We start from the raw sequence: 24,885 nt of genomic DNA on the forward strand, positions 1-24,885 counted from the left end.
GGAAATCTAATATATTGGTTATTAACAAAAATTATGGAAAAACAAGATAGAACAATTCTAAATAATATTATCTTAGTTCTTTCGGTGCTACTATATAAGCACCATTAACTGCTTGATAACAAGCACTTTAGTTAATTAAAAGCAAGGAGAATCGTAATGTCTTTTGAATTGCCCGCGCTTCCATACGCGAAAGACGCACTAGAGCCACATATGTCTGTAGAGACATTGGAATATCACCATGGTAAGCACCATAACACTTATGTTGTTAAGCTTAACGGTCTTGTTCCTGGCACTGAATATGAAGGCAAAAACCTTGAGGAGATCATTGAGTCAGCTCCTGCAGGTCCAGTCTTTAACAATGCGGCACAAATCTGGAACCACACTTTCTTCTGGAACAGCTTAAGCCCAAATGGTGGCGGTCAGCCTACCGGCGCATTAGCGGATGCTATTAATGCTAAATGGGGTTCTTTCGAAGCCTTCCAAGAAGCGTTCAACGACAAAGCCGTTAACAACTTTGGTTCTAGTTGGACTTGGTTGGTTAAAACCGCTTCAGGCGAGCTAGACATCATCAACACTAGCAACGCAGGCACACCATTGACTGACGGCCAGACTCCGTTAATCACGGTTGACCTTTGGGAACATGCTTATTACATCGACTACCGTAACGTTCGTCCTGATTACCTAAAAGGTTTCTGGGCGCTTGCAAACTGGGAATTTGCAGCAGCGAACTTTGCCGCTTAAGATTCGTCAATCTTAAGCCAGTCAATAAGGCGGCCTTAGTCTTAACTAAGGCCGCTTTTTTTATATTTAAAGTCTCAATGCATCAATTGACGCGTTATCAATTAAAGTATTATCAATTTAACTGCTATTGCTTCAACTCTTTCTGCACAGCCAACTTAGTCTGTATAAATTCTGAATGCGGCATAAAAAGTAATTCGCTAATACGGCGTATTCTATGATCTTCATGGGCATCAAGATCTCCATCAGACAAAGCCACATGCCAAAGCCCCTTTAATAGCTGCATTTTTTGCTCTAACGATGCATGATCATTGATCACTTTGGTAAATTGATACAGATCATTGGCCTCATCGACGCCTTTACGAGCCTCTTCATATATTAACGCTATGTCATCACCAAGATCACTGACTTCATTTAAAATGCGTTTAATTTCTTTTTCTTCTTCAGGGGCCACATGATGATCTGCCAACATCACTTCCATTAATAATGCCGCCACTGCCTTTTGATAGGATATTTGTTCTTCCGAGTCAATTGGCATACTAAAAAGGCTTTTTAAAAGATTTAACATTTATAACGTCTCCAACAAGGTCTCTCTTAACTCTGAAATTAATGCATTTGGAAATTGGCGGTAATCTAAATATGGACACCAAACATATGGCGGCTTAACCCAAGCATCCTGACCCACCGACACACTAGCCTCTAACACAGGCCATTGTTCTCGTAATTTAAGACCAACAATAAAGATAGCGGTTGCTTTATGTGCAATGGACATTACTTCCTTTGCATTAAAAACGACCCCAACCTCGTCAAATAGACTTAAATCCCTGTGTTCACGCCATTGATCAGGATCATCTGACGTCAACTTCGCCATGATAGTAAGTATTTTACGCCAGTGATTGCCATTAAGTTCAATCAACTGATTAACACTGTGTGATGAAGGCAAAGTACTTTCATCTAGTTTGGGTTCGTTTGGCAACACAAACAGATAGTTAGCCGTATTTACTTTTTGGCCGAGCCATAACCCGTGCATATGCCCTCTTTCTCTAAATAAGGTGGTTTACTCTAAATTCAACCTAAAACATTAGACAAAACTAATAAATATAAATTAGAATTATCTAATGTTATAGGAGAACCAAATGGAAAATTTAACATACCCAATAGCGGGTGGCTTACTGATTGGGCTTACCACCAGCTTTTACCTTCTCACAGCAGGCCGTGTGATTGGAATAAGCGGGATTCTAGCACAGCTATTATTTAATAAAGGTCGACTTCTACCCTTATTGTTTATCTTAGGATTAATTATAGGTGGCAGTGCTTATGGCACACTCATTCAACCAAGCACGCCTTTGCCTGAAATGAGAAACCCGCTCTTGCTAATTATATCTGGTTTATTAGTTGGTTACGGTACACGCTTGGGCGGTGGTTGCACGAGTGGCCACGGGGTCTGCGGCATTTCTCGTTTATCCATTCGTTCAATCGTTGCGACACTGGTGTTTATGGCAATGGCCATTCTGACCGTCGCCATAACGTATTAGGAGGCAAACCATGTACGCAGTGATTACCTTTCTATCTGGATTACTATTTGGCTTAGGTCTAGCCCTGTCAGAAATGACCAATCCAGCGGTGGTTATTGGCTTTCTAGACATCTTCGGTGACTGGAATCCTTCTTTGATCGCGGTTATGGTCAGCGCTATTGCTGTTGGCATGATCGGCTATAGGATCAAAAACACACGTTTTCAACCTTACTTTGCCAATCAATGGCAAATTCCTAATTTAAAGCACATTGATCAAAAATTGATTCTCGGTGCCAGTACATTTGGTATTGGTTGGGGGTTGAGCGGATACTGCCCTGGACCAGGATTAACCGCGTTAATCAACAACCCAATGGAAGGCGTATACTTTGTTGGCGCATTGATTATTGGTAGTGCCATTCATCATTTACAGAATCGATTCATACAGAAATAATTTCTTAAAAAAAGTGCAAACTAACCCAGGGGCTTTTTATAGCCCCTTTTTTTTGTATAAGGTGCCAAAAAATACTTGACGGACGGTCAATTCAGCCTTAAATTTCGGCCGCGTCATTGCTGAACATAATCCGCACCGCTTCAACTGCTGCGCTAGTCGCTTAAGGCCATCGAGCCGGATAAGTAACAGCCATAAGTAGGACGGGAGAAGGTAAAGACGTTTACTAATTTTCGGTTTATGTTTGCATAATAGGAGAACCTCCATGTCTATTGACGTTAATGAATTCTACACCCCGGAACGCTTCGCACGACTGAAGGCGTTTGCTGATGAAAAAGACACCCCTTTTGTTGTCATTGATACTGAAATCATTAATGAAGCTTACACCGAATTAAGCAAAGGCTTTCCAGTGGCGGATATCTTTTATGCTATTAAAGCCAATCCAGCCCCACAAATTTTAGAACTGCTCAGAGATCGCGGCTCAAACTTTGACGTAGCCTCTCGCTATGAGCTAGACAAACTGTTCGCGATCGGTGGCATTTCTCCTGATCGCGTGAGTTATGGCAACACCATCAAAAAAGCCAAAGACGTACGCTACTTCTATGAAAAAGGTGTGCGCATGTTCGCGACCGATTCAGAAGCGGATTTGCGAAACATCGCTAAAGCTGCACCTGGCTCTAAAATCTATGTGCGGATTTTAACGGAAGGCACTGTAACAGCCGATTGGCCGCTGTCACGTAAATTCGGTTGCCGCCCAGACATGGCAATGGATTTATTAATTCTGGCAAAAGAACTTGGCTTGGAACCCTATGGTGTGTCTTTCCATGTTGGCTCACAGCAACGTGATATTGGCGCATGGGACGCCGCTATTGCCAGTGTGAAGGTGATTTTTGAACGCCTTAAAGAAGAAGATGGTATTGTTCTTCAAATGATCAATATGGGGGGCGGTTTTCCAGCGAACTACATCTCTAAGACAAACGAGCTATCCGTTTACGCTGAAGAAATCACTCGCTTTTTAGAAGAAGATTTTGGTGAAGACATTCCTCGCATCATACTCGAACCTGGTCGCTCACTGATTTCAAATGCCGGCATTCTGGTCAGTGAAGTGGTGCTGATATCCCGAAAATCTCACACCGCACTTAATCGCTGGGTGTTTACTGATGTGGGTAAATTTTCAGGTTTGATTGAAACCTTAGATGAATCCATCAAATACCCCATTCACGTGGAAAAAGGTGGCGAATTGGAAGAAGTGATCATCGCTGGCCCTACTTGCGACAGTGCTGATATCATGTATGAGAACTATAAATATGGCTTGCCATTAAATTTGGCCATTGGGGATCGCATGTATTGGCTTTCAACGGGAGCTTATACCACCACTTACAGTGCGATTGAATTTAATGGCTTCCCGCCATTAGAATCCTACTATTTATAAGTAACCTTTATAGGGCATTTTCGCGTTAAAAAATCGCGCACGGAAGAGTCTCAGTTAGCTTTCTAGTGAGACTCTTTTTTTGTCTTTTATCTGCAATAAAATTGCGTAATAATCGGCCATCAGATTAAAAGAAGTTTTTATGGTCTACTCTCTCTCAGATCTTGTCATTTACCCGATAAAATCCATCCATGGTATCCATAAACAACAAGCTCAAGTGGGTTTTTCTGGTCTAGAAGACGATCGATGCTTGGTATTGGTAAAACCAAATGGCGATGTCATCACAGGACGCAAATACCCTGAGCTAACCCGCATTCAAGCGTCTAAAAACACTCAAAATCAATGGCTCTTAAAGCATCCAGATCATAGTCAAATCCTCACTCTCGATGCCACTATGCTCACAGAAGAGTATCGTTTGGTAACAATATGGAATAATGCGATACAAGCACAGTCCTTGGTCCCTGAAGTAGACCAATGGTTTAGCGAATTACTTGGTGAAACAATACATTTAGCTTTTTTTGGACAAGAATCCAAACGCCACACGAATCGCCGCCCTAATTCTCCTGTTGCTTTTGCAGATGGTTACCCGTTTCTATTAACCACAGAAGCGTCTTTAGAAGAACTAAATCGTTCATGCCCTGAGTCAATTCAAATGGCGCAATTTCGTCCTAACATGGTGGTTAAAGGTGGCAAAGCCTTTGAGGAAGATACCTGGAAGCGCATTCGGATTGGCGAAGTGGAATTTGAGAATGTGCAGCCTTGCGTAAGATGCATTTTTGCCACACTTAACCCAGATACAGGTATCCGCAGCCGCAAGGGCGAACCACTGAAAACCTTAGGTAAATTTCGATTATTAAAAAATGAAGGCATTACCTTTGGTCTTAATCTCATTGCCTTGAATACGGGCCTTATTCAACAGGGCGACGAAGTTGAGATCCTAGAATATCAAGAAGCCGATCAATATATTGATAAACGTTAGCAACACATTATTAGAACAACATATTTTCATCAAAAAAGGGAAGCTAAATCGCTTCCCTTTTTTATAAACACCTAAAGATTAAGCGTTGGTTTTTGCCAAATATTCATCGTACGTTCCATGGAAGTCAACGATGCCATCTGCCGTGACCTCAACAATGCGCGTCGCCAAAGAAGAAACAAACTCTCGGTCATGGCTGACAAACAGCAAAGTTCCTGGGTAATGCTCAAGGGCAAGGTTCAAGGATTCAATCGATTCCATGTCCATGTGGTTTGTCGGTTCATCCATAACAAGAACGTTCGGCTTTTGCAGCATCAATTTACCAAACAGCATACGACCTTGTTCACCACCTGATAAGACTTTAACCGATTTCTTAATGTCATTCTGAGAGAACAACAAACGGCCCAATGTACCACGAATGACTTGTTCATCATCCCCTTCTTGTCCCCATTGCCCCATCCAATCTAATAGATCGACATCTTTTTCAAACTCATGCGCATGGTCCTGAGCGTAATAACCAATATTGGCGTTATCAGACCAATTTACCTCACCATGAGTTAATTCCGTATCGCCAACCAAACATTTCAATAGAGTTGTTTTACCAATACCGTTTGGACCAATCACCGCAATGCGCTCGCCCACTTCTACCATTAGGTTCAAGTCACTGAAGATTTTCTCATCGTAGGTTTTGGCTACATTCTCTACTTGCAAGGCTAAACGGTGCAGTTTTTTCTCTTGCTCGAAACGAATAAATGGATTTTGACGACTAGAAGGCTTCACCTCTTCAAGTTGAATCTTATCAATTTGTTTGGCACGAGACGTCGCTTGTTTAGATTTTGACGCGTTCGCAGAGAAACGACTGACAAAAGACTTAAGTTCATTGATCTGCGCTTTCTTCTTCGCATTATCCGCCAGCAAACGGTCACGAACTTGAGTCGCTGCCGTCATATATTCATCATAGTTACCGGAGAATAAACGCAATTCACCATAATCCAAGTCAGCCATATTGGTGCATACGGAATTTAGGAAGTGACGGTCATGGGAAATAATGATCATGGTACAAGTACGTTCGACCAACACCCCTTCCAACCAGCGAATCGTATTGATGTCCAAGTTGTTGGTTGGTTCGTCTAGAAGCAAAATATCAGGATCGGAGAACAAAGCCTGAGCCAACAGCACTCGTAATTTCAACCCTGGAGCAACTTCACTCATTAAACCGTAATGCTGCTCAGTTGGAATGCCAACGCCTAGCAACAGCTCACCGGCACGAGCATCGGCAGTATAACCATCCATTTCGGCAAATTCGGCTTCCAAATCCCCTGCACGCAAACCATCTTCTTCAGTCATTTCAGCTTTAGCATAGATGGCATCTTTTTCAGATTTAATCGCCCAAAGTTCAGTGTGCCCCATGATGACGGTATCAATCACTGAATACGCTTCATAGGAAAACTGATCCTGCTTCAGTTTACCCAAGCGCTCATTAGGATCTTTAGAAACGTTACCCGCACTTGGCTCTAAATCACCACCCAGAATTTTCATGAAGGTGGACTTACCACAACCATTTGCACCGATGAGTCCATAACGTTTGCCTTCACCAAACTTTACAGAGACGTTTTCGAATAGAGGTTTTGCACCAAATTGCATGGTGATATTGGCTGTTGTTAACAAGGTATTGTTCCACTCTTCATTAAATAAAATGTTTTTACCCTATTAAGGGCAATTTAGTGGGCGCATTATCGCATAGAAAGCCCCTAGGTTGCGAACCTGATCTGACATTGATAAATACACTTTTAGTGAATAATCGACATTTCATCAACGCACTCTCACTTATGATTACAAAGGAATATGATGCGTTACTCGACCGCACAAAAAACACCTAGTTTATTGAATGGCGTCACGCCACACTTAAATTATCAAAAAATCATTTAGAAACGACAAGATTGGTCGATTACAAATAGAACAGAGACAATGACGGGAGGGTTCTTATGCAAACCGTCTTAGCAAACGAAGCAGTATATGACATATCACCAACTGAATTAAAAAAAGGCTCCATCTTTGGCGCCCTATCCGATTCAGGCATTCAATATCTATTGGACAAGGGTGTTATTCATAAAGTGGGTGTGGGTGAAGAAATCTTTTCTTATGGCGGTAAAGGCAATAGCTTTCACACTGTTCTACATGGAAATTTGGATTTCTTTAAACAACATGGTAACAAACAAACCCGTACACGTACCATTAAGTTCGGAGAAGCCATTGGCTTTGTGTCAATGATTGCATTACATGAACGAGTGGGAAACTTACGTGCCAATGAAGACAGCCTATTATTGGAAATATCAAGCCAGTTATTTAGTGACTTCCATGACGACTTTCCTTTCGATTTTGGCATCTTATTGATGAATCTTTCTCGGGATATGGCCCGAACTATTAGGGTATTGAGTAATGCCCTGGTTGAAAATGATGTAGTGGTGATGAAATAACATCAATAAACTGGCATCGAGAGACACCAGTTTACCTTATTCCGAGGAATTATTTTTCCGCTGCAACCACAGAGACTTCTACCAATAACTCAGGACGAGCCATTCTGGCTTCAACACAAGCACGGGCAGGAGCATGACCTTCCGCCACCCAAGCATCCCAAACCGCATTCATTGCAGCAAAATCCTTCATATCACGGATATACACAGTCGCTGATAAGATATGCTCTTTATCTGACCCTGCTTGTCGTAATAACGCCTCGACTTTATCCAGCATGGTTTGGGTCTGTTCCGTAATGTCTGCATTGGCATCCGCTGCCACTTGCCCGCAAAGATAAATGGTTCCATTGTGTTTAACGATACGACTCATTCGTTGACCTACTTCTAAACGCTCAATTGCAGACATACATAACCTCAAAGTGTTGGGCAGTTAAAAAGCAAATCATACCAGCGAGACAAAAGAATATTCAGCTAAATTTCAGATAAAATGCAAACGATAATCCTACAAAAAACTAGAATTCTAGCCCTTTCTGGGCTTTAATGCCTCGTTTGAAAGCATGTTTCACTTCCTTAATTTCACTAACCGTATCCGCCAGCTCAACCAGTGCATCGGATGCCCCTCTTCCGGTCACGACAAGATGCTGATTATCAGGACGCTGCATCAAGGCCTTCAACACCCTGTCTTCATCCAAATATTCATAATGCAACAAGTAGGTCAGCTCATCCAAGACAACTAAATCAATACTCTCATCGGCTAACATGGTTTCAGCAAGCAGCCAAGCTTGTTCAGACGATTCAATGTCTGCTTGACGGTTTTGCGTCTCCCAAGTAAACCCCGACGGCATGATTTCCCACTGCACATTTTGTTGTTGACGAAAAAAGTCAATTTCACCGGTATTCCATTCACCTTTTAAAAATTGCACCACACCAACATTTAAGCCATGACCAAGCGCTCGAGCAATCATACCAAGTGCAGAACTGGACTTACCTTTGCCATTCCCCGTTAATAGAACAAAGGTTCCTTTGTCTTCCTGCGCTTTTTCGATTCGCTTATCGACGTGTTTTTTAATCGCTTGCATGCGATTTTTATGTTGTTCTGAGTCTTTAATTACCTTCGCCATACTGAATCAATTTACACTCTGTCATCTTCAGGATCATAACCGAGGTTAGGCGCTAACCAACGCTCAGCATCTTCTTTTGTCATGTTTTTACGTTCTGCGTACTCTTCTACCTGATCTGGCCCAATTTTACCAACCCCAAAATAGCTTGCATCAGGGTGTGCAAAATACCAGCCGCTCACGGCCGCGGTAGGCAGCATGGCAAAACTTTCTGTTAATTGCATGCCAATACGTGCTTCAGCCTGTAAAAGGCTCCACAATTTGCTCTTTTCTGTATGGTCGGGACAAGCAGGATAACCAGGCGCAGGTCGAATGCCTTGGTACTTTTCTTTGATTAATTGCTCATTGGTTAATGTTTCTGTCGGCGCATAGGCCCACAATTCCATACGAACTTTTTCGTGTAAATATTCCGCGGTTGCTTCAGCCAGTCGATCGGCCACGGCTTTGATCATAATCGAATTATAATCATCATGATCCGCTTCGTACTGTTCCACCAAAGACGCTATGCCGTAACCTGCCGCACAAGCAAATGCGCCCATGTAATCGGTCACGCCAGATTCTTTTGGTGCAATAAAATCCGCTAAACTGTGATTGTATTTACCCGGTGCTGTGAGTTCATTTTGTATTCGTAAAAAAGACAATGTCTCAATGACTTCTTGGCGAGTGTCATCGGCGTAAATTTCAATATCATCATCACCTACTTGATTGGCTGGAAATAAGCCCACTACAGCACGCGCTTGTAGACTGGCGCTCTCAATCACTTGATCCAGCATCACCAAGGCATCCTGATACACTCGCGTCGCTTCTTCTCCCACCACTGCATCTGACAAAATTCGAGGGTAAGCGCCCGCGAGCTCCCAAGTTTGAAAAAAGGGTGTCCAATCTATGTAGTCTTTCACCACACCAAGGTCGATGTCTTTTTCAGTGAGCACAGTCACACCAAGTTGCTTAGGCCGTACTACTTGATGTTCAAAGGTGACTGGGGCTTTGTTTTGACGGGCCTTATCAATGGACACACGACGTCCTGCTTTGGCTCTGTCCTTGTATCGGATTCGAGTCTTTTCATAATCGCTTTGAATGTCCTCAATGAAGGCCTGACGCTTCGATTCATCTTTGCTCAATAAGGTGCTGGCCACCCCAACACTGCGCGACGCATTGGTGACATGGACCACCTGATTACGCTTATAGTTTTGTTCAATTTTAACCGCTGTATGCGCTTTGGATGTGGTGGCCCCACCTATCATCACAGGCAAATCAAAATGTTGTCGCTCCATTTCTTTCGCAACGTGAACCATTTCATCCAACGATGGCGTGATAAGGCCAGACAAACCTATCAAATGCGCACCTTGCTCTTTCGCCGTTCGTAAAATGGTTTCTGAAGACACCATTACGCCTAGGTCAACAACCTCAAAGTTGTTACATTGCAACACCACACCAACAATGTTTTTGCCAATGTCATGCACATCTCCTTTGACGGTCGCCATCACAATCTTGCCATTACTGGAAGAAGCCGTGTCCATATTTCGGGCTTTTTCTTCTTCAATGAAAGGCATTAAATAAGCCACGGCTTTTTTCATCACGCGAGCCGACTTCACTACCTGAGGTAAAAACATTTTACCTGAGCCAAAAAGATCTCCGACAATGCCCATGCCATCCATTAATGGCCCTTCAATCACCTCTAATGGGCGATCAAAATGCTGACGAGCTTCTTCCGTATCCTCGTCAATAAACTCCGTAATGCCTTTTACTAATGCATGACTGAGTCGATCAGACACAGGTAAACCACGCCACTCTTGGGTTTCTTTCTCGGCCACTTCGCCGGTTCCAGCAAACTCTCCCGCAATGGCCAATAAATTGTCGGTAGCATCAGGAGTGCGATTGAGCACGGCATCCTCAACCGCATCACGTAATTTGGGCGGAATGTCTTCATACAAGGCCAACTGACCCGCATTGACAATGCCCATTGTCATACCTTGCTTGATCGCATGGTATAAAAACACAGCATGAATGGCTTCACGAACAGGATTATTGCCACGAAACGAAAAAGACACATTCGATACACCACCCGATACTTTGGCATAAGGCAGTTCACGGGTAATATCCCCTGTCGCTTCGATGAAATCCAACGCGTAACGATTGTGTTCTTCGATACCAGTGGCGATGGCAAAAATATTAGGATCAAAAATAATGTCTTGTGCCGGAAAGCCAATTTCCTCGACCAAAATCTTGTAAGAGCGACGGCATATTTCAATTTTACGCTGGCGGGTGTCGGCTTGCCCAGCTTCATCAAAGGCCATAACAATCACCGCCGCACCATATTTCATCAGTTTTTTAGCTTGCTCTTTAAACTTCTCCTCACCCTCCTTGATGCTGATGGAATTAACCACCCCTTTACCCTGAATCCATTTTAAGCCCGCTTCTAAAATCTCCCATTTGGACGAATCCAACATGATAGGCACACGAGAAATATCTGGCTCAGAAGCAATCAGCTTAAGAAAACGCTCCATCGCCGCTTGCGAATCGAGCATGCCTTCATCCATGTTGATGTCGATGATTTGCGCACCGTTCTCAACCTGCAGCCTTGCAACATCCAGCGCCGTATCAAAATCACCTTCTTTAATGAGGCGTTTGAACATCGCAGATCCAGTGACATTGGTACGCTCCCCTACGTTAACAAACAAGCTATTGCCATCAATGTTAAAGGGCTCCAGTCCAGATAGACGGCACGCCTTTTCTATTTCAGGAATGAGGCGTGGCGTTGCATCAGAAAATGCGTTGGCGAAAGTTGCAATATGTTCAGGGGCGGTACCACAACAACCACCAAGGATGTTAAGAAAACCCGAATCGACCCAGCCTTGGATTTCCGCCAGCATTTCTTCAGGCGATTCATCGTATTCGCCAAAGGCATTCGGCAAACCTGCATTTGGGTGAGCGGAGACATGGGTGTCTGCAATTCGAGATAGTTCTTCAACATATTGGCGTAACTCTTTTGGTCCCAACGCACAATTCAAGCCGACAGAAATGGGCTTTGCATGCGCGACTGAATTCCAAAACGCTTCAGTCGTTTGACCCGATAACGTACGTCCAGAAGCATCTGTAATCGTGCCCGAAATCATAATTGGGTAACGCACGCCCGTTGTATCGAAGTAATCCAACACAGCATAAATCGCCGCTTTAGCGTTCAAAGTATCGAAAATGGTTTCAATTAAAATGATGTCGACACCACCCTTGATTAAACCATCGACCGCTGTGGTATAAGCCTCTACCAACTCATCAAAATGAATATTACGAAAACCTGGATCATTGACGTCTGGGGAAATGGTACAAGTCCGACTAGTGGGTCCTACTGCGCCAGCGACAAAGCGTGGTTTCGTTGGATTCTTAGCGGTATATTCATCGGCCATTTCTCGGGCCAATCGAGCCGATTGATAGTTAAGCTCGTAACTCAGGTCTTCCATGTGGTAATCCAACATGGAAATGAAGTTGGCATTAAAGGTATTAGTTTCAATAATGTCAGCACCCGCTGAAAGATACTGAGCATGTATTTCTTTGATGATGTTAGGTTGAGTAATCGACAATAAGTCATTGTTACCTTTTAAGTCGCTTTGCCAGTCTGCAAAACGTTCGCCTCGATAATCCTGCTCTTCAAGCTTATAAGCTTGAATCATGGTTCCCATCGCGCCATCCAAAATCAATACGTTTTCAGATAGACGCTGCTCAAGAACAGAATACGAAACAGACTTAGTCACTCTTCACACCTCAAAAATTTATATGCCGCTTTACTATATCAAACGTCCTTATTTTTACGTTGAAAAAAAGTAATGTGTAAGTGAATGATTCAAGGGATAGGCATGTTTGATGTGTAATTAAAAAAACGTCCTTCTCTTCTCCTGTCCCAAACGGTCACAAAATGCCTGTACCATTAAGGTATAATGAAGAATTACAACAAGACTTTTTATAGTTAGATGTTCTTGTTACTGTCTGTCTGACACTGACTGATTCTTGGATAATAAAAATGAAGCCGATTCCTTCATCTAAACACATTTTACTGATCGAAGATGACATTGAACTCGCTGAATTGATGTCAGCCTATTTTACCCACAATCATTTTACCGTTTCGATTGTGCAAAATGGTCTTGAAGCCGTTGACGCGATTCGTCGTTTGAATCCAGACTTGGTCATATTAGATGTTATGTTGCCTGGGCAAAGTGGCTTAGATGTCTGCCGACAAGTTCGTGAAAGTTATCCAGGCATTATTTTAATGCAAACTGCATTAGATGATGATATTGACCAAATCATGGGGTTAGAAGCTGGCGCCGATGATTATATCGTCAAACAAGTGCACCCTCGATTACTGCTATCGCGAATTCAATCTATCTTTAGACGAACTGAACGACAATCTAGTACAACAGCCTGCTTAGGTCAAAATCAACTCATTGAGTGTGGCCCACTGACAATATCACTAACTGATAGAGGTGTGTCTATTAATGCGGTTCAGCTAGATCTCACAACAGCGGAATTTGACTTGCTGATATTGCTGGCCTCATCACCCGGTAAAGTGGTAAATCGTGATGATATCATTCAGCAACTAAGAGGATATGAATACGATGGGCTTGACCGTTCTGTAGACCGTCGTGTATCAAGATTACGCAAGAAATTGGCTATTCACTATACTGGATCTGAGCTGATTAAAACCATTCGCGGCCAAGGCTACCAACTTTGTTTTTAAAGGGATGAAAGCATGTTCAGATCGTTTACAGGTTTATGGCTGTTAGTATTTGTGCCTTTGATTTTTTTACTCTATCCTCACCCCTACAATCCTATTCAACTTTTTAATGAACACATTGAATCAGAACGCTATGTAAGTCTTTACAGTGGCACCTTCATCTTAATCGAATCACAACTAGATTCTCTCCCAGAAAAAAATTGGCCCTCTCGAATTAAGGAATTAGAGACTCACTTTGGCTATGGTTTAAAAGTGTTACCCTTAGCTTCGATGACCCTGTCTCAGCATCAAAAAACGCAATTAAAAAATCACCAGATAGTGTTTATCAATGATGAACCTGAATTTCTCATCAAGCTTATCAATGACAGTAACTATGTGATATGCCTAGAAGTGGATTTAACGTTAGATGAAGACATCGTACGTGGGGCTCAAGGCACGCTTTATTTAATACGCCAAACTTTTGAAAATGCCCCAGAAAACCAGTGGAAACAAATCATTAGCGAACTCAATCCAATACTCGACTACCAACTACAACTGATCGATAAATCTGACTTTGAGCTGACGGAAAAAGAACAGAATTTATGGCAAAAAAAGCAGATATTTTGGCGTTTAAACGCAAACAAACAATTACGTCTGTTTACCCCAATACCTAACTCAGAAAAGGTATTGGTTGCTCAACAATTGCCTTACACTTCGAACACCCCCATCGCACTATTAATCCTGTTGTTAATGTTTGTTGTGTTTATATCAATCAGCATGTTTTTTTGGATTTACCCGCTGTGGAGAGATCTCAAACAACTCAGTAAAGTCGCTACCCAGTTTGGACAAGGTCAACTCAACCTAAGAACAAACATACCAAACATTTCTGTAATCGCTTCGTTAAGTCATGAATTTAATCAAATGGCACATCGAATTGAAAATTCAGTAATAAGCCAACGCACTTTAACGAATGCAATTGCACATGATTTACGCCAGCCGCTCTATCGAATTCGTTTTGCCTTAGAGATGTTCAATGACAGTCTATTATCGATTGAACAACGCCAACAATATCGTCAAAGTATTGAGAATAGCCTTCGAGACCTTGATCACCTTATTAATCAAAGTTTGCAATTATCACGTTACACTAATGATCAAGCTCAAATCCGCTTATCCCAGCACAATATTATCCCACTGTTAGAAGACGAAATTGAGCACATTAAAATCACTCAACCTGACATACAAATTGGCTTAACACTTGCCCCTGAATTATCAACTAAAAAGCTTATTCTAGACCCTGTGGCGACACGTCGTGCTCTTAACAACTTACTGACCAATGCGGTTCGATATGCCAACACCACCATCGAAGTGAACGCCTTTATTGATGCTGAGCAAAACTCATTGATTATTGAAATCGGCGATGATGGCCCGGGGATAGCGCCAGAAAAAGCACAAAACATCTTTGCACCCTTTGTCCAACTTAATAATGATCAAAGAAAGGCGCAATCAGGTCATGGACTAGGGCTGGCCATAGTCAAACAAATAACCTTATGGCACAAGGGAAAAGTATGGCTTGAAGACGCGCCTATTGGAGGAGCAAAATTCGTATTATGTTGGCCGACAGATCCCACAAGCCAAGCTAATTAATCTCCCCTTTAAGTTGTCTCATACTGTCACAATTGGTCACCCTGTCGCCACATACTTACCTCCCCTTCTTTCCTACTATGGCTAACACCAGCTTATTCGCTAGGTCATTTTTAGTAGTAAGGAGAAAACTATTATGAAAAACCACGTTTTATTCAGCATCGCATTACTTTTAGCAACGGGTACTGTGAGTGCACAATCAGCACGCAATGCAATCAGTGCAGAATTAGGTTTAGGAAGCCTAGAGTATGGAAACTCAATTGAAGATATTGATGACAGTAATTCCGATGTCTCTTGGAGTGGTTCGCTCTTTTTCGAGCGAGGTCTTACGCCTTATATTGGTCTTAGCATAGGCCTTCATACTGGTGAGGGTTCAAGCCTTGATATCAATGAAGCAGGCACTAACGCCACGACAAAAGCGGAGCTGAAATACCAAGCTGTTTCAGTCAGTGCCATCAGCTATTTTCATTTTTCCTCGGTTAACCGACTCTATGGAGCAGCCGGAATCAACTACAACACGGTGGAATTAAATTCTAGTTCAAATCGCCTGTTAGATGAAAGTGGTGTGGGTTTTAACGTACGAGTAGGATGGGAACATCAGTTTTCTCAAACGCTCTCTATGTCAGTCGGAATCCAACGTTTAAGTCTTGAAAAAATCGATGTAAACACCACCAACATCGGCGTAAAAATGAGCTTCTAAGGTGTTCACTGGTGTCGTTCATACGCCATAGTGACAAGCAAAGATCTATGGCGTTTTTTTAATGGTGATAAAAATCTGGCAGGTACATCAACAATGGATGATTCGCTCCTGTGCAGTCACTTTAGCCTTTGCGTCCTTAAGAATTTGTGATTGATATTGCTGTTATTAGGCGCTCCTTTTGAGGAGTGTTTATCAAACCACAGCCACCCGCAAAGTCCACAACCTAATTAGACAGATGTTTTTGACGCAACTTGACGCTAGTTAGCGACAACCCGCTTAGCCAAATCTTGCAGCGTTAATGGACGGCCCAAGAAGCCATAAGATACAGTATTGTTAGGGTCTCATAACGACAATTACAATCGATTGACCTAGGTTATACAAAAGACAATCATTCTCACATCAGGAAACTCCCAATATGAAGAAACTCGCTTCTACCTGCTTGGCATTAGCAAGCTTAATGCTGCAAAATTCTGCGGTCGCCTCTGACACTATCCGAATTGGCGTCGATCCTACCTACCCTCCTTTTGAATATAAACAGGCTGATGGCTCCCTAGCTGGTTTTGAAATTGACCTTGGTAATGCCATCTGTGAAAAAGTGAGCAAACAATGCGAATGGGTGCCTATGAGTTTCGATGGTTTGATTCCCAGCTTACGCGTTGGCAAGATAGATGCGGTATTTTCGTCACTAGGCATTTCTGAAAAACGTAAAAAAGTGGTCGATTTTTCAGATAGAACCTGGACGGGGTTTTCATCCATGTTGAGCCTTAGCAGCAAGAACTTGCTACCCACTGCGGAATCTTTAAAAGGCAAAGTGGTTGGTGTGCAACAAGGCTCAATGCAAGAAGATTATGCCAAGATCAAATTAGCGCCGTTTGGGATAAGAGTTCAGTCATATCAGACTCAGGACCAAGTTTACGCTGACTTGCTAAATGGTCGTATTGACGCTTCTATGCAAGACATGACACAAGCTCAAGTCGGTTTTATTGAGGATGCCAATCATCCTGAGTTTAGCAATCAGAAAATGGTCGACAAACTGCTACCAGCCGATTCGGCTATTGCACTTCGTAAAGGCGATAGTAAAATTGCAACACTGATTAATAACGGCATCAAAGCCATTCATGCAGATGGCACCTTTGCTACCATTCAACGTCAACACTTCGGTGATCTGGATCTCTACAGCAAGTAACTAGTAAGTGCATTGAAGGTGCCGATAAGTCGTCTATCTAAAGGACAGTCTTATTAGTGCCTTCTTGCGCTTCTCTATCCTTCAATTAATGTACCTGAGAAAAGTGAAAGCAATTAACAATGATGAATAGTCTTTTCCATTTGGAGGGTTATGGCGGCCTGTTACTATCAGGTGCCTGGATGACCATAAAATTATCTTTGTTGTCATTCTTCTGCGCGATGCTGTTAGGTGTCATCACCGCATTAGCAAAACGTGCAAAAAGTACCACACTGTATTTAATCACCAGCGCTTACACCACCTTGATTAGAGGTGTTCCTGATCTGGTGCTAATGCTACTGCTATTTTATGGCATTCAAAGTTGGGTCGGCGATGTCTGTATGTACTTTGGTTGGGAATATATCGTAATTGATCCTTTTCACGCCGGTGTGATTACTTTAGCGTTTATTTATGGTGCCTATTTTTCCGAAACCTTTCGAGGCGCTTTGCAATCCATTCCAAAAGGTCAAATCGAAGCCGCTTTAGCGTATGGCCTAACTAATATTCAAAGTTTCCGGTTTGTGATTTTTCCCCAAATGATGCGTTTATCCATTCCGGGTATTTCAAATATCTGGCAAGTTATGATCAAAGCAACCGCACTGGTTTCGATCATCGGCTTAAATGACCTTATCAATGCAGCAGTTGAAGCCGGAAAATCAACTAATAACGTGTTTTCCTTCTTGCTTCTCGCTGGCGCCATGTACCTTGCATATACCATGGTAAGCAATGCTGTCTTCTCAAAACTAAATCGTTATTTCCATGTTGGTATCAAGGAAAGTAAATCATGATCGAACTCCTACAAACCTATTGGAAGCCCTTCTTGTATTCTGATGGATACAACTATTCAGGAATGGCGATTACGCTTTGGTTACTGATCTTCTCTGTTGTTTCAGGTTTCCTAATGTCGATACCGCTTTCACTAGCGCGTAACGCTAAGATGCCTGCAATACGTTGGAGTGTCCAAGCATTCACTACTCTCTTTAGAGGGACACCGCTTTATCTGCAATTGCTCATTTGCTATTCAGGTATTTATAGTCTGAGGCTTGTTCAAGATCAGCCTCTACTAAACAGTTTTTTTCGGGATGGTATGAACTGCACTTTATTGGCCTTCTCTATTAACACTTGTGCTTATATGTGTGAAATGCTCGCTGGCGCATTAAAGAATGTCGATGCCGGAGAAGTGGAAGCCGCCAAAGCGTTTGGCATGAGTAAGTTTCAAGTATATCGACACATTATCTTTCCAGCCGCCTTTAAACAATCGCTGCCACAATACAGTAACGAAGTCATCATTGTTCTCCATTCAACCACCATTGCCTTTACCGCCACGGTAGCAGACATTTTAAAAGTAGCAAGGGACGCAAATTCCGCGACTTACATGACGTTCCAATCATTTGGTATCGCCGCCATTCTTTATCTTATTTTGTCGTTTGTGATCTTCTACGGTTTTAAAAAGTTTGAAACCTACTATACCGCTCACATTGTTAAACCACATACTTACAGACCTACTATGCTGGGGCTCTTTGAAAAAATGAGAAAAGTTGTACGAAAATGAAACATATAAAATCGCCACTTATTTCGCCCTCTTTAGGCACCAGCCGAGTAATAGACAGTTTTCACTTCGGATCGGTTGATGGACCAAAAGTCTACCTGCAAGCTTCATTGCATGCCGATGAAATACCGGGAATGCTAGCCGCTTGGAAATTAAAGCAACAACTTACTGTTCTTGAACAGCAAGGACACATTCAAGGTGAGATCATACTGGTACCCGTGGCCAATCCTATAGGGCTAAATCAGCATCTTATGGATATTCCATTGGGGCGCTACGAGTTAGAGAATGGCTTTAATTTCAATAGAGGCTACGCTGATACCTTCGAGCAGGTAAAAAACCTGATTGATGGCAAACTTGGAAAGGACTTAGCAGAAAACCGTCAACTGATTCGCTCTGCGATCAGACAAGCGGTCAATGATTGGTACGTTGATACTGAATTTCATTCTATGCAAAAAACGCTGTTGTCGCTTTGCTGTGATGCCGATTACATTATAGACATGCATTGTGACTTTGAAGCAATTCAACACACCTACAGTACTCACTATTCATGGGACAGTGTTAAGCCCCTTGCTCATTACCTAGGCTCTCAAGTAAACATGCTTGCAGATGAAACCGGAGGAAATCCATTTGATTCTTCCATTGACATGGTATGGAAACGCTTAACGGATTGTTATGGCGATATAATACCGAAAGCCTGTCAAGCCATAACACTTGAATTGTGTGGCCAAAACGACGTGTCTCATGAAAAGAGCGATCATGATGCCAATGCCATCTTAAATTTCCTGAGAAGCATTCATCTCATTACCGACACCCCCCCTGCACTTCCTTCCTACCCTGAGTCCAACATTCAGGCCAAATTACTGGCCGCCGTTGAACCTTTGAAAAGCCAGACCTCTGGTGTTGTGGTGCAGTGCGCAGATCTCGATTCACACATTGTGGCAGGACAATTAATTGCCGAAATCATCGATCCAATATCTGACAATGTTGAACAAATAAGAGCAAAACAATCTGGCATACTGTTTTCATTCACAATGAGAAAAACGGCGACGGCGGGCATGTTAGTTGCTCATATTGCTGGCGATGATGTGATTCGCAGCGGCTATTTATTGGCGCCATAACCCTAAATGTAACAAAGTTGATTAAAGCATGAGTTTAGAAAAGAAACTGTCTATTGAAGGGCTGAGAAAAAGCTACGGAAGTCATGAAGTATTGAAAGGTATTGATCTAACCGCTAATGCTGGCGAGGTCATTACTCTAATAGGCTCCTCTGGTTCTGGAAAAAGTACATTGCTTAGGTGCATTAACTTTCTTGAGCAACCTAGCGATGGCGTCTTCTACTTTGATAATCAGATGATAAAAATGGCCTCTGATCATGAAGGCATGACATTCGCTAACGCAAAAGAGTTGCAAACACTTCGTACTAAACTTGCCATGGTGTTTCAGCACTTTAATCTCTGGAACCACATGACAGTATTAGACAACATTACATTGGCGCCGATGAAGGTCTTAGGGCAAGACAAAAGTACTGCCATCAAACAGGCGCATCTTTACCTTGAAAAAGTTGGCCTTGATACAGATGTCGCAACTAAATACCCAGCGTTCCTATCTGGTGGACAACAGCAGCGTGTTGCCATCGCAAGAGCGCTGGCCATGGAACCGGATATTTTATTGTTTGATGAACCCACTTCAGCACTCGATCCCGAGTTAGTGAAAGAAGTACTCAAAGTCATTCGACTTCTGGCTGAAGAAGGCCGCACCATGATCATGGTGACACATGAAATGGCGTTTGCGAAAGAAGTCTCTGATACGATCGTCTTTCTTGCTGACGGAAAAATTGAAGAATCAGGGTCACCAGAAGCGATCTTCGAGCACCCCAAAAGTGACCGTTTAAAGCGCTTTCTTAATCACGAGTTTTAATTTTCTAACGCGCTAAAAATATGTGGGTGCCCTATGCTGCTGGACGTTTCAAGCCGGGATCGGATAACAGAAGAAATATCAGCAGCGTCTACTTCAAATAGACCCACATTTTTAAGTTTTCGCTTTAACGAAATGTTTGATGCAATTTTTTCAAACACAATACGAGAAGAAAACGGAATCCGAGAATTACGACCTTGAACCCCAAGGGTAATACCAGACAGCAAGCTAAAACTGCCTTTAGTGGCGCCATACAGAATTGTTTGAGAGATAGCCCGTTGGCAATGGACACCATAATCTACAATTTGTATTCGTTCACCTAAGACAAACACCACACCAACAAATTTTCCAATTTCGTAGCCCTCTAACATGGCTTGGCCTGGCTCGGCACGCTCATAAAAATGTGAATAAGCAATGCCATCTACAAGTGAAATGCGAGCAAAACCTTTACTGATATGACCCTCATAAGACGGCGTAAAGTAATAATAATAGTAGTCACCAAGGTAGGGCTGAATATCTTCGGAAGACTTCAGCATCATACTCTCAAGCAATTTAGTGTGTCGCTCTCCTTGAGGACTGTTATCTAATATGGACTTAGGTTTTTTAACTCGTCTTCTTGATGAAACCAGCTTTTTAAAGGCAGCTGTTGCCATCGTAATCTCTTCTGTTTCGACGCCAAAAAACGCACACATCTTACGCAGGTTTTTAACAGAAGGGGCACTTGTCCCATTTAAATATTTGGTGAACTGCTGACGGTTGATGCCCATCTTACGGCAACAGCTAGAAATACTATCGCTATAACTACACAACACCTTCAAATTCGCAGATATATTTTTTTCTGACAATCGACTCATCCCCAAACATGATGAAAAAGACCAAACCACTGCTCTCAACTAACCTACGAACGAGAGTAGTTTATCAATCTGCTAAGCAAATATCGTGCAATAGATAGCAAGCTTGATTTTATATGGTACAAATTGAGTACAAAGCTCGGCCTGTCTCTTAGGTATTTATCCGACTTATCGCACTAGTTCACAATAACGCCATTCATTATATAGAGATAACAAGGTAGCTTGAAGGCGTTATATAACACAGGATACAAATGCCAGTTTTGATTAGAGAGAGTATTTGGCAACTACTTGGCAACTAGATGAGTCGATTTGCTCAAAAAAAGCCCCCTTTAGGCGTTTTTAGACTTTTACTGTTAAACTTTGAATCAAGGAAAAAAATTAGTTGGTTTCGGAATTCGTCTTCATTGACTCGAACCGTTAAAATGACGGTGTTGTCGATTATTGGTATATTTGCCAAACTCAAGCTCAAAGCATCACCATAGTGATCTAGCATTGTGGCCGAATATTTATTACCTTAAGCACACTAACCCCCTATCAACAAGTCACTGCGTAATATCACAAATATGTGGTTCAAGCGTTTAATGGAGCAGCCATATATGTCGTCATTTGAAGCTTTTTTAATTAATATCTTCATGTTTTCAGCCTTTCCAATTTATGCCACAAGCTTACCGCATAAATTGCGATCTCCTTCCTTATACGCTTACTTAAGCATCATATTGATTGTCGGAGGATTAGCTGGCGCTATCTATTCCTTTCCCATTGGTGAAGATACCTTCATATCAGGGGGAAATATTGCCTATGGTTCCTTCATGATGACAGCGGTCATGCTGATTATCAGTGAAAGAAGTATCGCAACCTTTAAGAACCTATTCAGACTATTAATCCTTGTTGATATCTTTGTGTTTGTTGGTTTTAACTATACAGCATGGCTACTGGACTCAGATGCGATAACATCACCTGTTGAGCTGCCATCAGAGATCTTTAAAGTATCACTTAGTGTTATGTTGATTGGGGGGGGATTGATATTAAGTGAAATTTTGCTGTTATTGATTATTTTCATTCAAGTCAGACGTTACGTCACCAATTTAAATGCCTTAGCGGGAATTTATACTATCGCATTTATTGCCATTGTTTGTTTGGACGGTGTCTTTTTCCCTCTTGTTGCCCTACACAGTCATCCCGAATTAGGCAATATTATACTTGGTAATGTAACGGGCAAAGTGATACTAGCTGTATCTTATAGCCTACCTCTGATGATGTTCTGCCTTATCTATCGAAAACAATTCGCACATTTTATTGAAACCCCCCTTACGATTGGTGAATTGATTCGTTCTCCAAGAAAGAAACTGCTTGATACCTTGTATCAATACGAAATAAGAGATCGACAACTGAGGCAGGATAAACAAGAACTGCTAACCAAAGCAGAAACAGACTTTTTAACAGGGTTATTTAACCGCGGCAAATTCAACCAAACCTTTGAGTTAGAATGGCAAGAATGTAAGGCATCTGGTCAGCCTATTACCTTAGTGATCGGAGATGTCGATTATTTTAAGCAATTTAATGACACCTATGGCCATGAAAAAGGAGACACTTGTATCAGATCCATCGCGCAACTATGGCGAGAGATCTTAGACAGTGAGGCTGGTCTTGCTGCTCGGATTGGCGGTGAGGAGTTTGCTTTATTATTACCCAAATGCCACCCTGAAGAAGCAAAAATAGCATTAGAAGAATTCCTTGTTCGTCTTGATAAAGCGGCGATTCTTCATTCTAATTCTTTAATATCATCTCATGTCACAATGAGCATAGGCATCGCAAGTTGCATACCAACTAACGACACCAATGTAAAAGACCTCTATGTGGCCGCAGACAACTGCTTATACAAAGCGAAAAATGACGGTCGGAATAGAATAATCACCGAATAGATACGCATATACAGCTGAGCTTGCCACAATAAAACGGATGAGAATTAAGCAACAATACTGGACACACAAGCAAAAAAGAAAGCGCCATTGCATAAAAAAGGTCATAGAACAGAAGCATGGTGACTCAGTGTTCGATTGCTGTTCAAAGCATCAAGTTCATCATCAAAATAGTAAGTTGAATTGCTGATTTGTCGACTTCTGGGCCTTTGCATGACAAGCCCCTCTTCCGTAAAAATATTCCGTTTATTGTCTAGCCTTTCCAATTAATGCTGATCTTATGATCTGCTAGGGTGTCGCTGACAAGGCGTAGTTTTCGTGCCATATCACGAGAAAGATTTAGAATTAGCACACCAAAATCAAACGGGAATTGATCGTGAAATTGGGCAAAGGTGTGAGTATCAATCTTTAATGTTACTGTGTCCTTTGAAGCCATCGCATCCGCTACTCTTGGGAGAAGAGCAATCATGGAGACATAACCTATATCCTGGCCAAAACTGATGATGCCTTCACCAAATAGCTGGCGATGTTGATTATCTTGATCGTGTCTGGATATGGCGATTTCACCCGATAATACAATGTAAAACACGTTAGCCACATCGCCTTCTTTAAATAGAAAGTCGTTAGACTTATGGTGTGATATCGTCCCCCTGTCTAGCAAAAACTGAATACTATCTGAGCTCAGCGCACCAAAAATAGCCCCCGTTTTGAGATGATCAATACTGAGATCGCAGTTGTACTGGTTAGAAACTGTTTCAGTTATCATATTGGCTCATTGGTTTTTTGTGATTACTGTCTATTGAAATACCATTTTCGGCTAATGTGCCGCCCACCAGGCGTAACTTCCTAGCCATATCCCTCGATAAATTCAAGATTAATATACCGAAATCGAACGAGTGATTGTCATGGAATAAACCAAATGTATATGAATCTATCTTAAGAACCAGCGTTGGTTCCATAGCCATGGCATCTGCTGCGCGGGGCAACAAGGCGATCATAGTGACGTATCCTATCTCTTCTCCAAAGCCAATATCACCTTCGCCAAACCGAATAGCTACTTCGCTACCTTGTTGTTTACGGAACAGGCCTATACGTCCGTTTATCACAATATAGAATGCGTCGGCGACATCATCTTGGTAGAAAAGTGTCTCTCCTGCCTCTAATTCTTCCAGTACCCCATGTTTAAATAAGAAGGCAACGGCATCGTTTGCTAGAGCGCCAAAAATGGAAGCGGTTTTTAATCGCTCAGTACTGATGTCTAATTTACATTCGTCTAGGCTAATCGTTTTCATACTCAGGCTCCATTAAGGTATTGGCCTTGTCCTTAAGAATAGTAAATAAAGCACATTTTCACCCATTCAGTTAGGTGTGGTTTTAGTGGATTTGAGTATATGAATAGATAAAAAATGTAAAAATAATTATTAAGCTTATTCGATTCCCTGTCATGAGTAATGGGTTGTTCTGACTTAACAAAGTGTCTTACGAGCCTAATTTGTCTTTTCAACTGAGAAGCTCTCTCATATCAAGCAGCACAAGATAGTCTGATAACTGTAACGCTAATCCTTTTGGCATATCTTTTTTTGTGGGTTACCGACAAAAGGATAAAGTGAGGATGCCAATGACACAGCAAAAGCCACTGAGCAAATACTCATAGACAGGCAGCTCAACGTCAGTCTTGCCTTAAGCG

Annotated in this window: 24 protein-coding genes; 15 read left to right on the forward strand and 9 right to left on the reverse strand. The window is 42.1% G+C overall.

All coding sequences use genetic code 11. The features are described 5' to 3' along the window. Positions 1-156 precede the first annotated feature (156 nt). On the forward strand, positions 157-741 hold the full coding sequence (locus MAR181_RS09085; protein ID WP_013796289.1) for a superoxide dismutase: 585 nt from the start codon (positions 157-159) through the stop codon (positions 739-741). 124 nt (positions 742-865) lie between these two features. Here the strand turns inward: MAR181_RS09085 and MAR181_RS09090 are convergent, their stop codons facing one another. Both MAR181_RS09090 and MAR181_RS09095 read right to left on the reverse strand, forming a co-directional pair. Next, complete coding sequence (locus MAR181_RS09090) at positions 866-1,306, reverse strand: tellurite resistance TerB family protein (RefSeq protein WP_013796290.1); 441 nt, start codon at positions 1,304-1,306, stop codon at positions 866-868. Beyond that, the gene (locus MAR181_RS09095; protein WP_013796291.1) at positions 1,307-1,768 is read right to left on the reverse strand and encodes a DUF6942 family protein; all 462 of its coding nucleotides are present in this window, start codon (positions 1,766-1,768) and stop codon (positions 1,307-1,309) included. It lies immediately after the preceding gene. A gap of 106 nt (positions 1,769-1,874) precedes the next feature. Here MAR181_RS09095 and MAR181_RS09100 point away from each other — a divergent pair, with 106 nt between their 5' ends. The 4 genes from MAR181_RS09100 (at position 1,875) to MAR181_RS09115 (ending at position 5,108) form a co-directional block, all read left to right on the forward strand. Beyond that, entirely contained in the window at positions 1,875-2,273 is a 399-nt protein-coding gene (locus tag MAR181_RS09100) for a YeeE/YedE family protein (protein ID WP_013796292.1), read from the forward strand. Between the two features lie 10 nt (positions 2,274-2,283). Further along, positions 2,284-2,703, forward strand: coding sequence for a DUF6691 family protein (locus MAR181_RS09105; RefSeq protein WP_013796293.1), 420 nt, complete (start codon positions 2,284-2,286; stop codon positions 2,701-2,703). 262 nt (positions 2,704-2,965) lie between these two features. Next, positions 2,966-4,132: a type III PLP-dependent enzyme gene (locus MAR181_RS09110; RefSeq protein WP_013796294.1), complete on the forward strand. Its 1,167-nt coding sequence runs from the start codon at positions 2,966-2,968 to the stop codon at positions 4,130-4,132. Between the two features lie 139 nt (positions 4,133-4,271). Continuing rightward, complete coding sequence (locus MAR181_RS09115) at positions 4,272-5,108, forward strand: MOSC domain-containing protein (RefSeq protein WP_013796295.1); 837 nt, start codon at positions 4,272-4,274, stop codon at positions 5,106-5,108. Between the two features lie 78 nt (positions 5,109-5,186). Here the strand turns inward: MAR181_RS09115 and MAR181_RS09120 are convergent, their stop codons facing one another. Continuing rightward, positions 5,187-6,773 (reverse strand): ABC-F family ATPase, encoded by a 1,587-nt coding sequence (locus MAR181_RS09120; protein ID WP_013796296.1) that lies wholly within the window; start codon positions 6,771-6,773, stop codon positions 5,187-5,189. 317 nt (positions 6,774-7,090) lie between these two features. Here MAR181_RS09120 and MAR181_RS09125 point away from each other — a divergent pair, with 317 nt between their 5' ends. Beyond that, on the forward strand, positions 7,091-7,582 hold the full coding sequence (locus MAR181_RS09125) for a cyclic nucleotide-binding domain-containing protein (RefSeq protein WP_013796297.1): 492 nt from the start codon (positions 7,091-7,093) through the stop codon (positions 7,580-7,582). Positions 7,583-7,631: 49 nt separating this feature from the next. Here the strand turns inward: MAR181_RS09125 and MAR181_RS09130 are convergent, their stop codons facing one another. The 3 genes from MAR181_RS09130 to metH form a co-directional block, all read right to left on the reverse strand. Further along, positions 7,632-7,985, reverse strand: a complete 354-nt coding sequence (locus MAR181_RS09130; protein WP_013796298.1) for a RidA family protein — start codon at positions 7,983-7,985, stop codon at positions 7,632-7,634. A gap of 106 nt (positions 7,986-8,091) precedes the next feature. Next, entirely contained in the window at positions 8,092-8,700 is a 609-nt protein-coding gene (gene cobO / locus MAR181_RS09135) for a cob(I)yrinic acid a,c-diamide adenosyltransferase (RefSeq protein WP_013796299.1), read from the reverse strand. Positions 8,701-8,711: 11 nt separating this feature from the next. After that, the gene (gene metH / locus MAR181_RS09140) at positions 8,712-12,446 is read right to left on the reverse strand and encodes a methionine synthase (RefSeq protein ID WP_013796300.1); all 3,735 of its coding nucleotides are present in this window, start codon (positions 12,444-12,446) and stop codon (positions 8,712-8,714) included. Between the two features lie 266 nt (positions 12,447-12,712). Here metH and MAR181_RS09145 point away from each other — a divergent pair, with 266 nt between their 5' ends. The 8 genes from MAR181_RS09145 (at position 12,713) to MAR181_RS09180 (ending at position 20,431) form a co-directional block, all read left to right on the forward strand. Next, entirely contained in the window at positions 12,713-13,426 is a 714-nt protein-coding gene (locus tag MAR181_RS09145; protein ID WP_013796301.1) for a response regulator transcription factor, read from the forward strand. Positions 13,427-13,438: 12 nt separating this feature from the next. Beyond that, positions 13,439-15,046 (forward strand): ATP-binding protein, encoded by a 1,608-nt coding sequence (locus MAR181_RS09150; RefSeq protein WP_013796302.1) that lies wholly within the window; start codon positions 13,439-13,441, stop codon positions 15,044-15,046. A gap of 133 nt (positions 15,047-15,179) precedes the next feature. Then, positions 15,180-15,743 carry a porin family protein gene (locus MAR181_RS09155; protein ID WP_013796303.1) on the forward strand — a complete coding sequence of 188 codons (564 nt, stop codon included), beginning with the start codon at positions 15,180-15,182 and terminating at the stop codon, positions 15,741-15,743. Positions 15,744-16,158: 415 nt separating this feature from the next. Continuing rightward, positions 16,159-16,929, forward strand: a complete 771-nt coding sequence (locus MAR181_RS09160) for a transporter substrate-binding domain-containing protein (RefSeq protein ID WP_013796304.1) — start codon at positions 16,159-16,161, stop codon at positions 16,927-16,929. A gap of 119 nt (positions 16,930-17,048) precedes the next feature. Next, the gene (locus tag MAR181_RS09165; protein WP_013796305.1) at positions 17,049-17,753 is read left to right on the forward strand and encodes an ABC transporter permease; all 705 of its coding nucleotides are present in this window, start codon (positions 17,049-17,051) and stop codon (positions 17,751-17,753) included. Next, complete coding sequence (hisM, locus tag MAR181_RS09170) at positions 17,750-18,517, forward strand: histidine ABC transporter permease HisM (protein WP_013796306.1); 768 nt, start codon at positions 17,750-17,752, stop codon at positions 18,515-18,517. Before MAR181_RS09165 ends, hisM begins: the two co-directional genes overlap by 4 nt. Further along, positions 18,514-19,632 carry a succinylglutamate desuccinylase/aspartoacylase family protein gene (locus MAR181_RS09175; RefSeq protein WP_013796307.1) on the forward strand — a complete coding sequence of 373 codons (1,119 nt, stop codon included), beginning with the start codon at positions 18,514-18,516 and terminating at the stop codon, positions 19,630-19,632. Before hisM ends, MAR181_RS09175 begins: the two co-directional genes overlap by 4 nt. A gap of 28 nt (positions 19,633-19,660) precedes the next feature. Beyond that, positions 19,661-20,431 carry an ABC transporter ATP-binding protein gene (locus MAR181_RS09180; RefSeq protein WP_013796308.1) on the forward strand — a complete coding sequence of 257 codons (771 nt, stop codon included), beginning with the start codon at positions 19,661-19,663 and terminating at the stop codon, positions 20,429-20,431. Here MAR181_RS09180 and MAR181_RS09185 read toward each other — a convergent pair. After that, on the reverse strand, positions 20,428-21,273 hold the full coding sequence (locus MAR181_RS09185; protein WP_171810313.1) for a helix-turn-helix domain-containing protein: 846 nt from the start codon (positions 21,271-21,273) through the stop codon (positions 20,428-20,430). The two genes, MAR181_RS09180 and MAR181_RS09185, sit on opposite strands and share 4 nt — an antisense overlap. 602 nt (positions 21,274-21,875) lie before the next feature. On the opposite strand from MAR181_RS09185, the gene MAR181_RS09195 reads away from it, so the two are divergent. Further along, positions 21,876-23,201: a GGDEF domain-containing protein gene (locus MAR181_RS09195; RefSeq protein ID WP_013796310.1), complete on the forward strand. Its 1,326-nt coding sequence runs from the start codon at positions 21,876-21,878 to the stop codon at positions 23,199-23,201. A 250-nt stretch (positions 23,202-23,451) separates the two neighbouring features. Here the strand turns inward: MAR181_RS09195 and MAR181_RS09200 are convergent, their stop codons facing one another. Both MAR181_RS09200 and MAR181_RS09205 read right to left on the reverse strand, forming a co-directional pair. After that, positions 23,452-23,964 (reverse strand): cyclic nucleotide-binding domain-containing protein, encoded by a 513-nt coding sequence (locus tag MAR181_RS09200; RefSeq protein ID WP_013796311.1) that lies wholly within the window; start codon positions 23,962-23,964, stop codon positions 23,452-23,454. Beyond that, positions 23,954-24,490, reverse strand: coding sequence for a cyclic nucleotide-binding domain-containing protein (locus MAR181_RS09205; protein WP_013796312.1), 537 nt, complete (start codon positions 24,488-24,490; stop codon positions 23,954-23,956). Before MAR181_RS09205 ends, MAR181_RS09200 begins: the two co-directional genes overlap by 11 nt. Positions 24,491-24,885: the final 395 nt, after the last annotated feature.

The organism is Marinomonas posidonica IVIA-Po-181, from assembly GCF_000214215.1.
Taxonomy (GTDB): domain Bacteria; phylum Pseudomonadota; class Gammaproteobacteria; order Pseudomonadales; family Marinomonadaceae; genus Marinomonas; species Marinomonas posidonica.

Coding starts and splice junctions, on each gene's coding strand:
- MAR181_RS09195 (WP_013796310.1), top strand. CDS start 21,876: ATGTCGTCATTTGAAGCTTTTTTAATTAATATCTTCATGTTTTCAGCC.
- hisM (WP_013796306.1), top strand. CDS start 17,750: ATGATCGAACTCCTACAAACCTATTGGAAGCCCTTCTTGTATTCTGAT.
- MAR181_RS09110 (WP_013796294.1), top strand. CDS start 2,966: ATGTCTATTGACGTTAATGAATTCTACACCCCGGAACGCTTCGCACGA.
- MAR181_RS09095 (WP_013796291.1), bottom strand. CDS start 1,768: ATGCACGGGTTATGGCTCGGCCAAAAAGTAAATACGGCTAACTATCTG.
- MAR181_RS09090 (WP_013796290.1), bottom strand. CDS start 1,306: ATGTTAAATCTTTTAAAAAGCCTTTTTAGTATGCCAATTGACTCGGAA.
- MAR181_RS09130 (WP_013796298.1), bottom strand. CDS start 7,985: ATGTCTGCAATTGAGCGTTTAGAAGTAGGTCAACGAATGAGTCGTATC.
- MAR181_RS09125 (WP_013796297.1), top strand. CDS start 7,091: ATGCAAACCGTCTTAGCAAACGAAGCAGTATATGACATATCACCAACT.
- MAR181_RS09150 (WP_013796302.1), top strand. CDS start 13,439: ATGTTCAGATCGTTTACAGGTTTATGGCTGTTAGTATTTGTGCCTTTG.
- MAR181_RS09175 (WP_013796307.1), top strand. CDS start 18,514: ATGAAACATATAAAATCGCCACTTATTTCGCCCTCTTTAGGCACCAGC.
- MAR181_RS09160 (WP_013796304.1), top strand. CDS start 16,159: ATGAAGAAACTCGCTTCTACCTGCTTGGCATTAGCAAGCTTAATGCTG.
- MAR181_RS09100 (WP_013796292.1), top strand. CDS start 1,875: ATGGAAAATTTAACATACCCAATAGCGGGTGGCTTACTGATTGGGCTT.
- MAR181_RS09180 (WP_013796308.1), top strand. CDS start 19,661: ATGAGTTTAGAAAAGAAACTGTCTATTGAAGGGCTGAGAAAAAGCTAC.
- MAR181_RS09105 (WP_013796293.1), top strand. CDS start 2,284: ATGTACGCAGTGATTACCTTTCTATCTGGATTACTATTTGGCTTAGGT.
- MAR181_RS09200 (WP_013796311.1), bottom strand. CDS start 23,964: ATGATAACTGAAACAGTTTCTAACCAGTACAACTGCGATCTCAGTATT.
- cobO (WP_013796299.1), bottom strand. CDS start 8,700: ATGGCGAAGGTAATTAAAGACTCAGAACAACATAAAAATCGCATGCAA.
- MAR181_RS09205 (WP_013796312.1), bottom strand. CDS start 24,490: ATGAAAACGATTAGCCTAGACGAATGTAAATTAGACATCAGTACTGAG.
- MAR181_RS09165 (WP_013796305.1), top strand. CDS start 17,049: ATGATGAATAGTCTTTTCCATTTGGAGGGTTATGGCGGCCTGTTACTA.
- MAR181_RS09115 (WP_013796295.1), top strand. CDS start 4,272: ATGGTCTACTCTCTCTCAGATCTTGTCATTTACCCGATAAAATCCATC.
- MAR181_RS09145 (WP_013796301.1), top strand. CDS start 12,713: ATGAAGCCGATTCCTTCATCTAAACACATTTTACTGATCGAAGATGAC.
- MAR181_RS09155 (WP_013796303.1), top strand. CDS start 15,180: ATGAAAAACCACGTTTTATTCAGCATCGCATTACTTTTAGCAACGGGT.
- MAR181_RS09085 (WP_013796289.1), top strand. CDS start 157: ATGTCTTTTGAATTGCCCGCGCTTCCATACGCGAAAGACGCACTAGAG.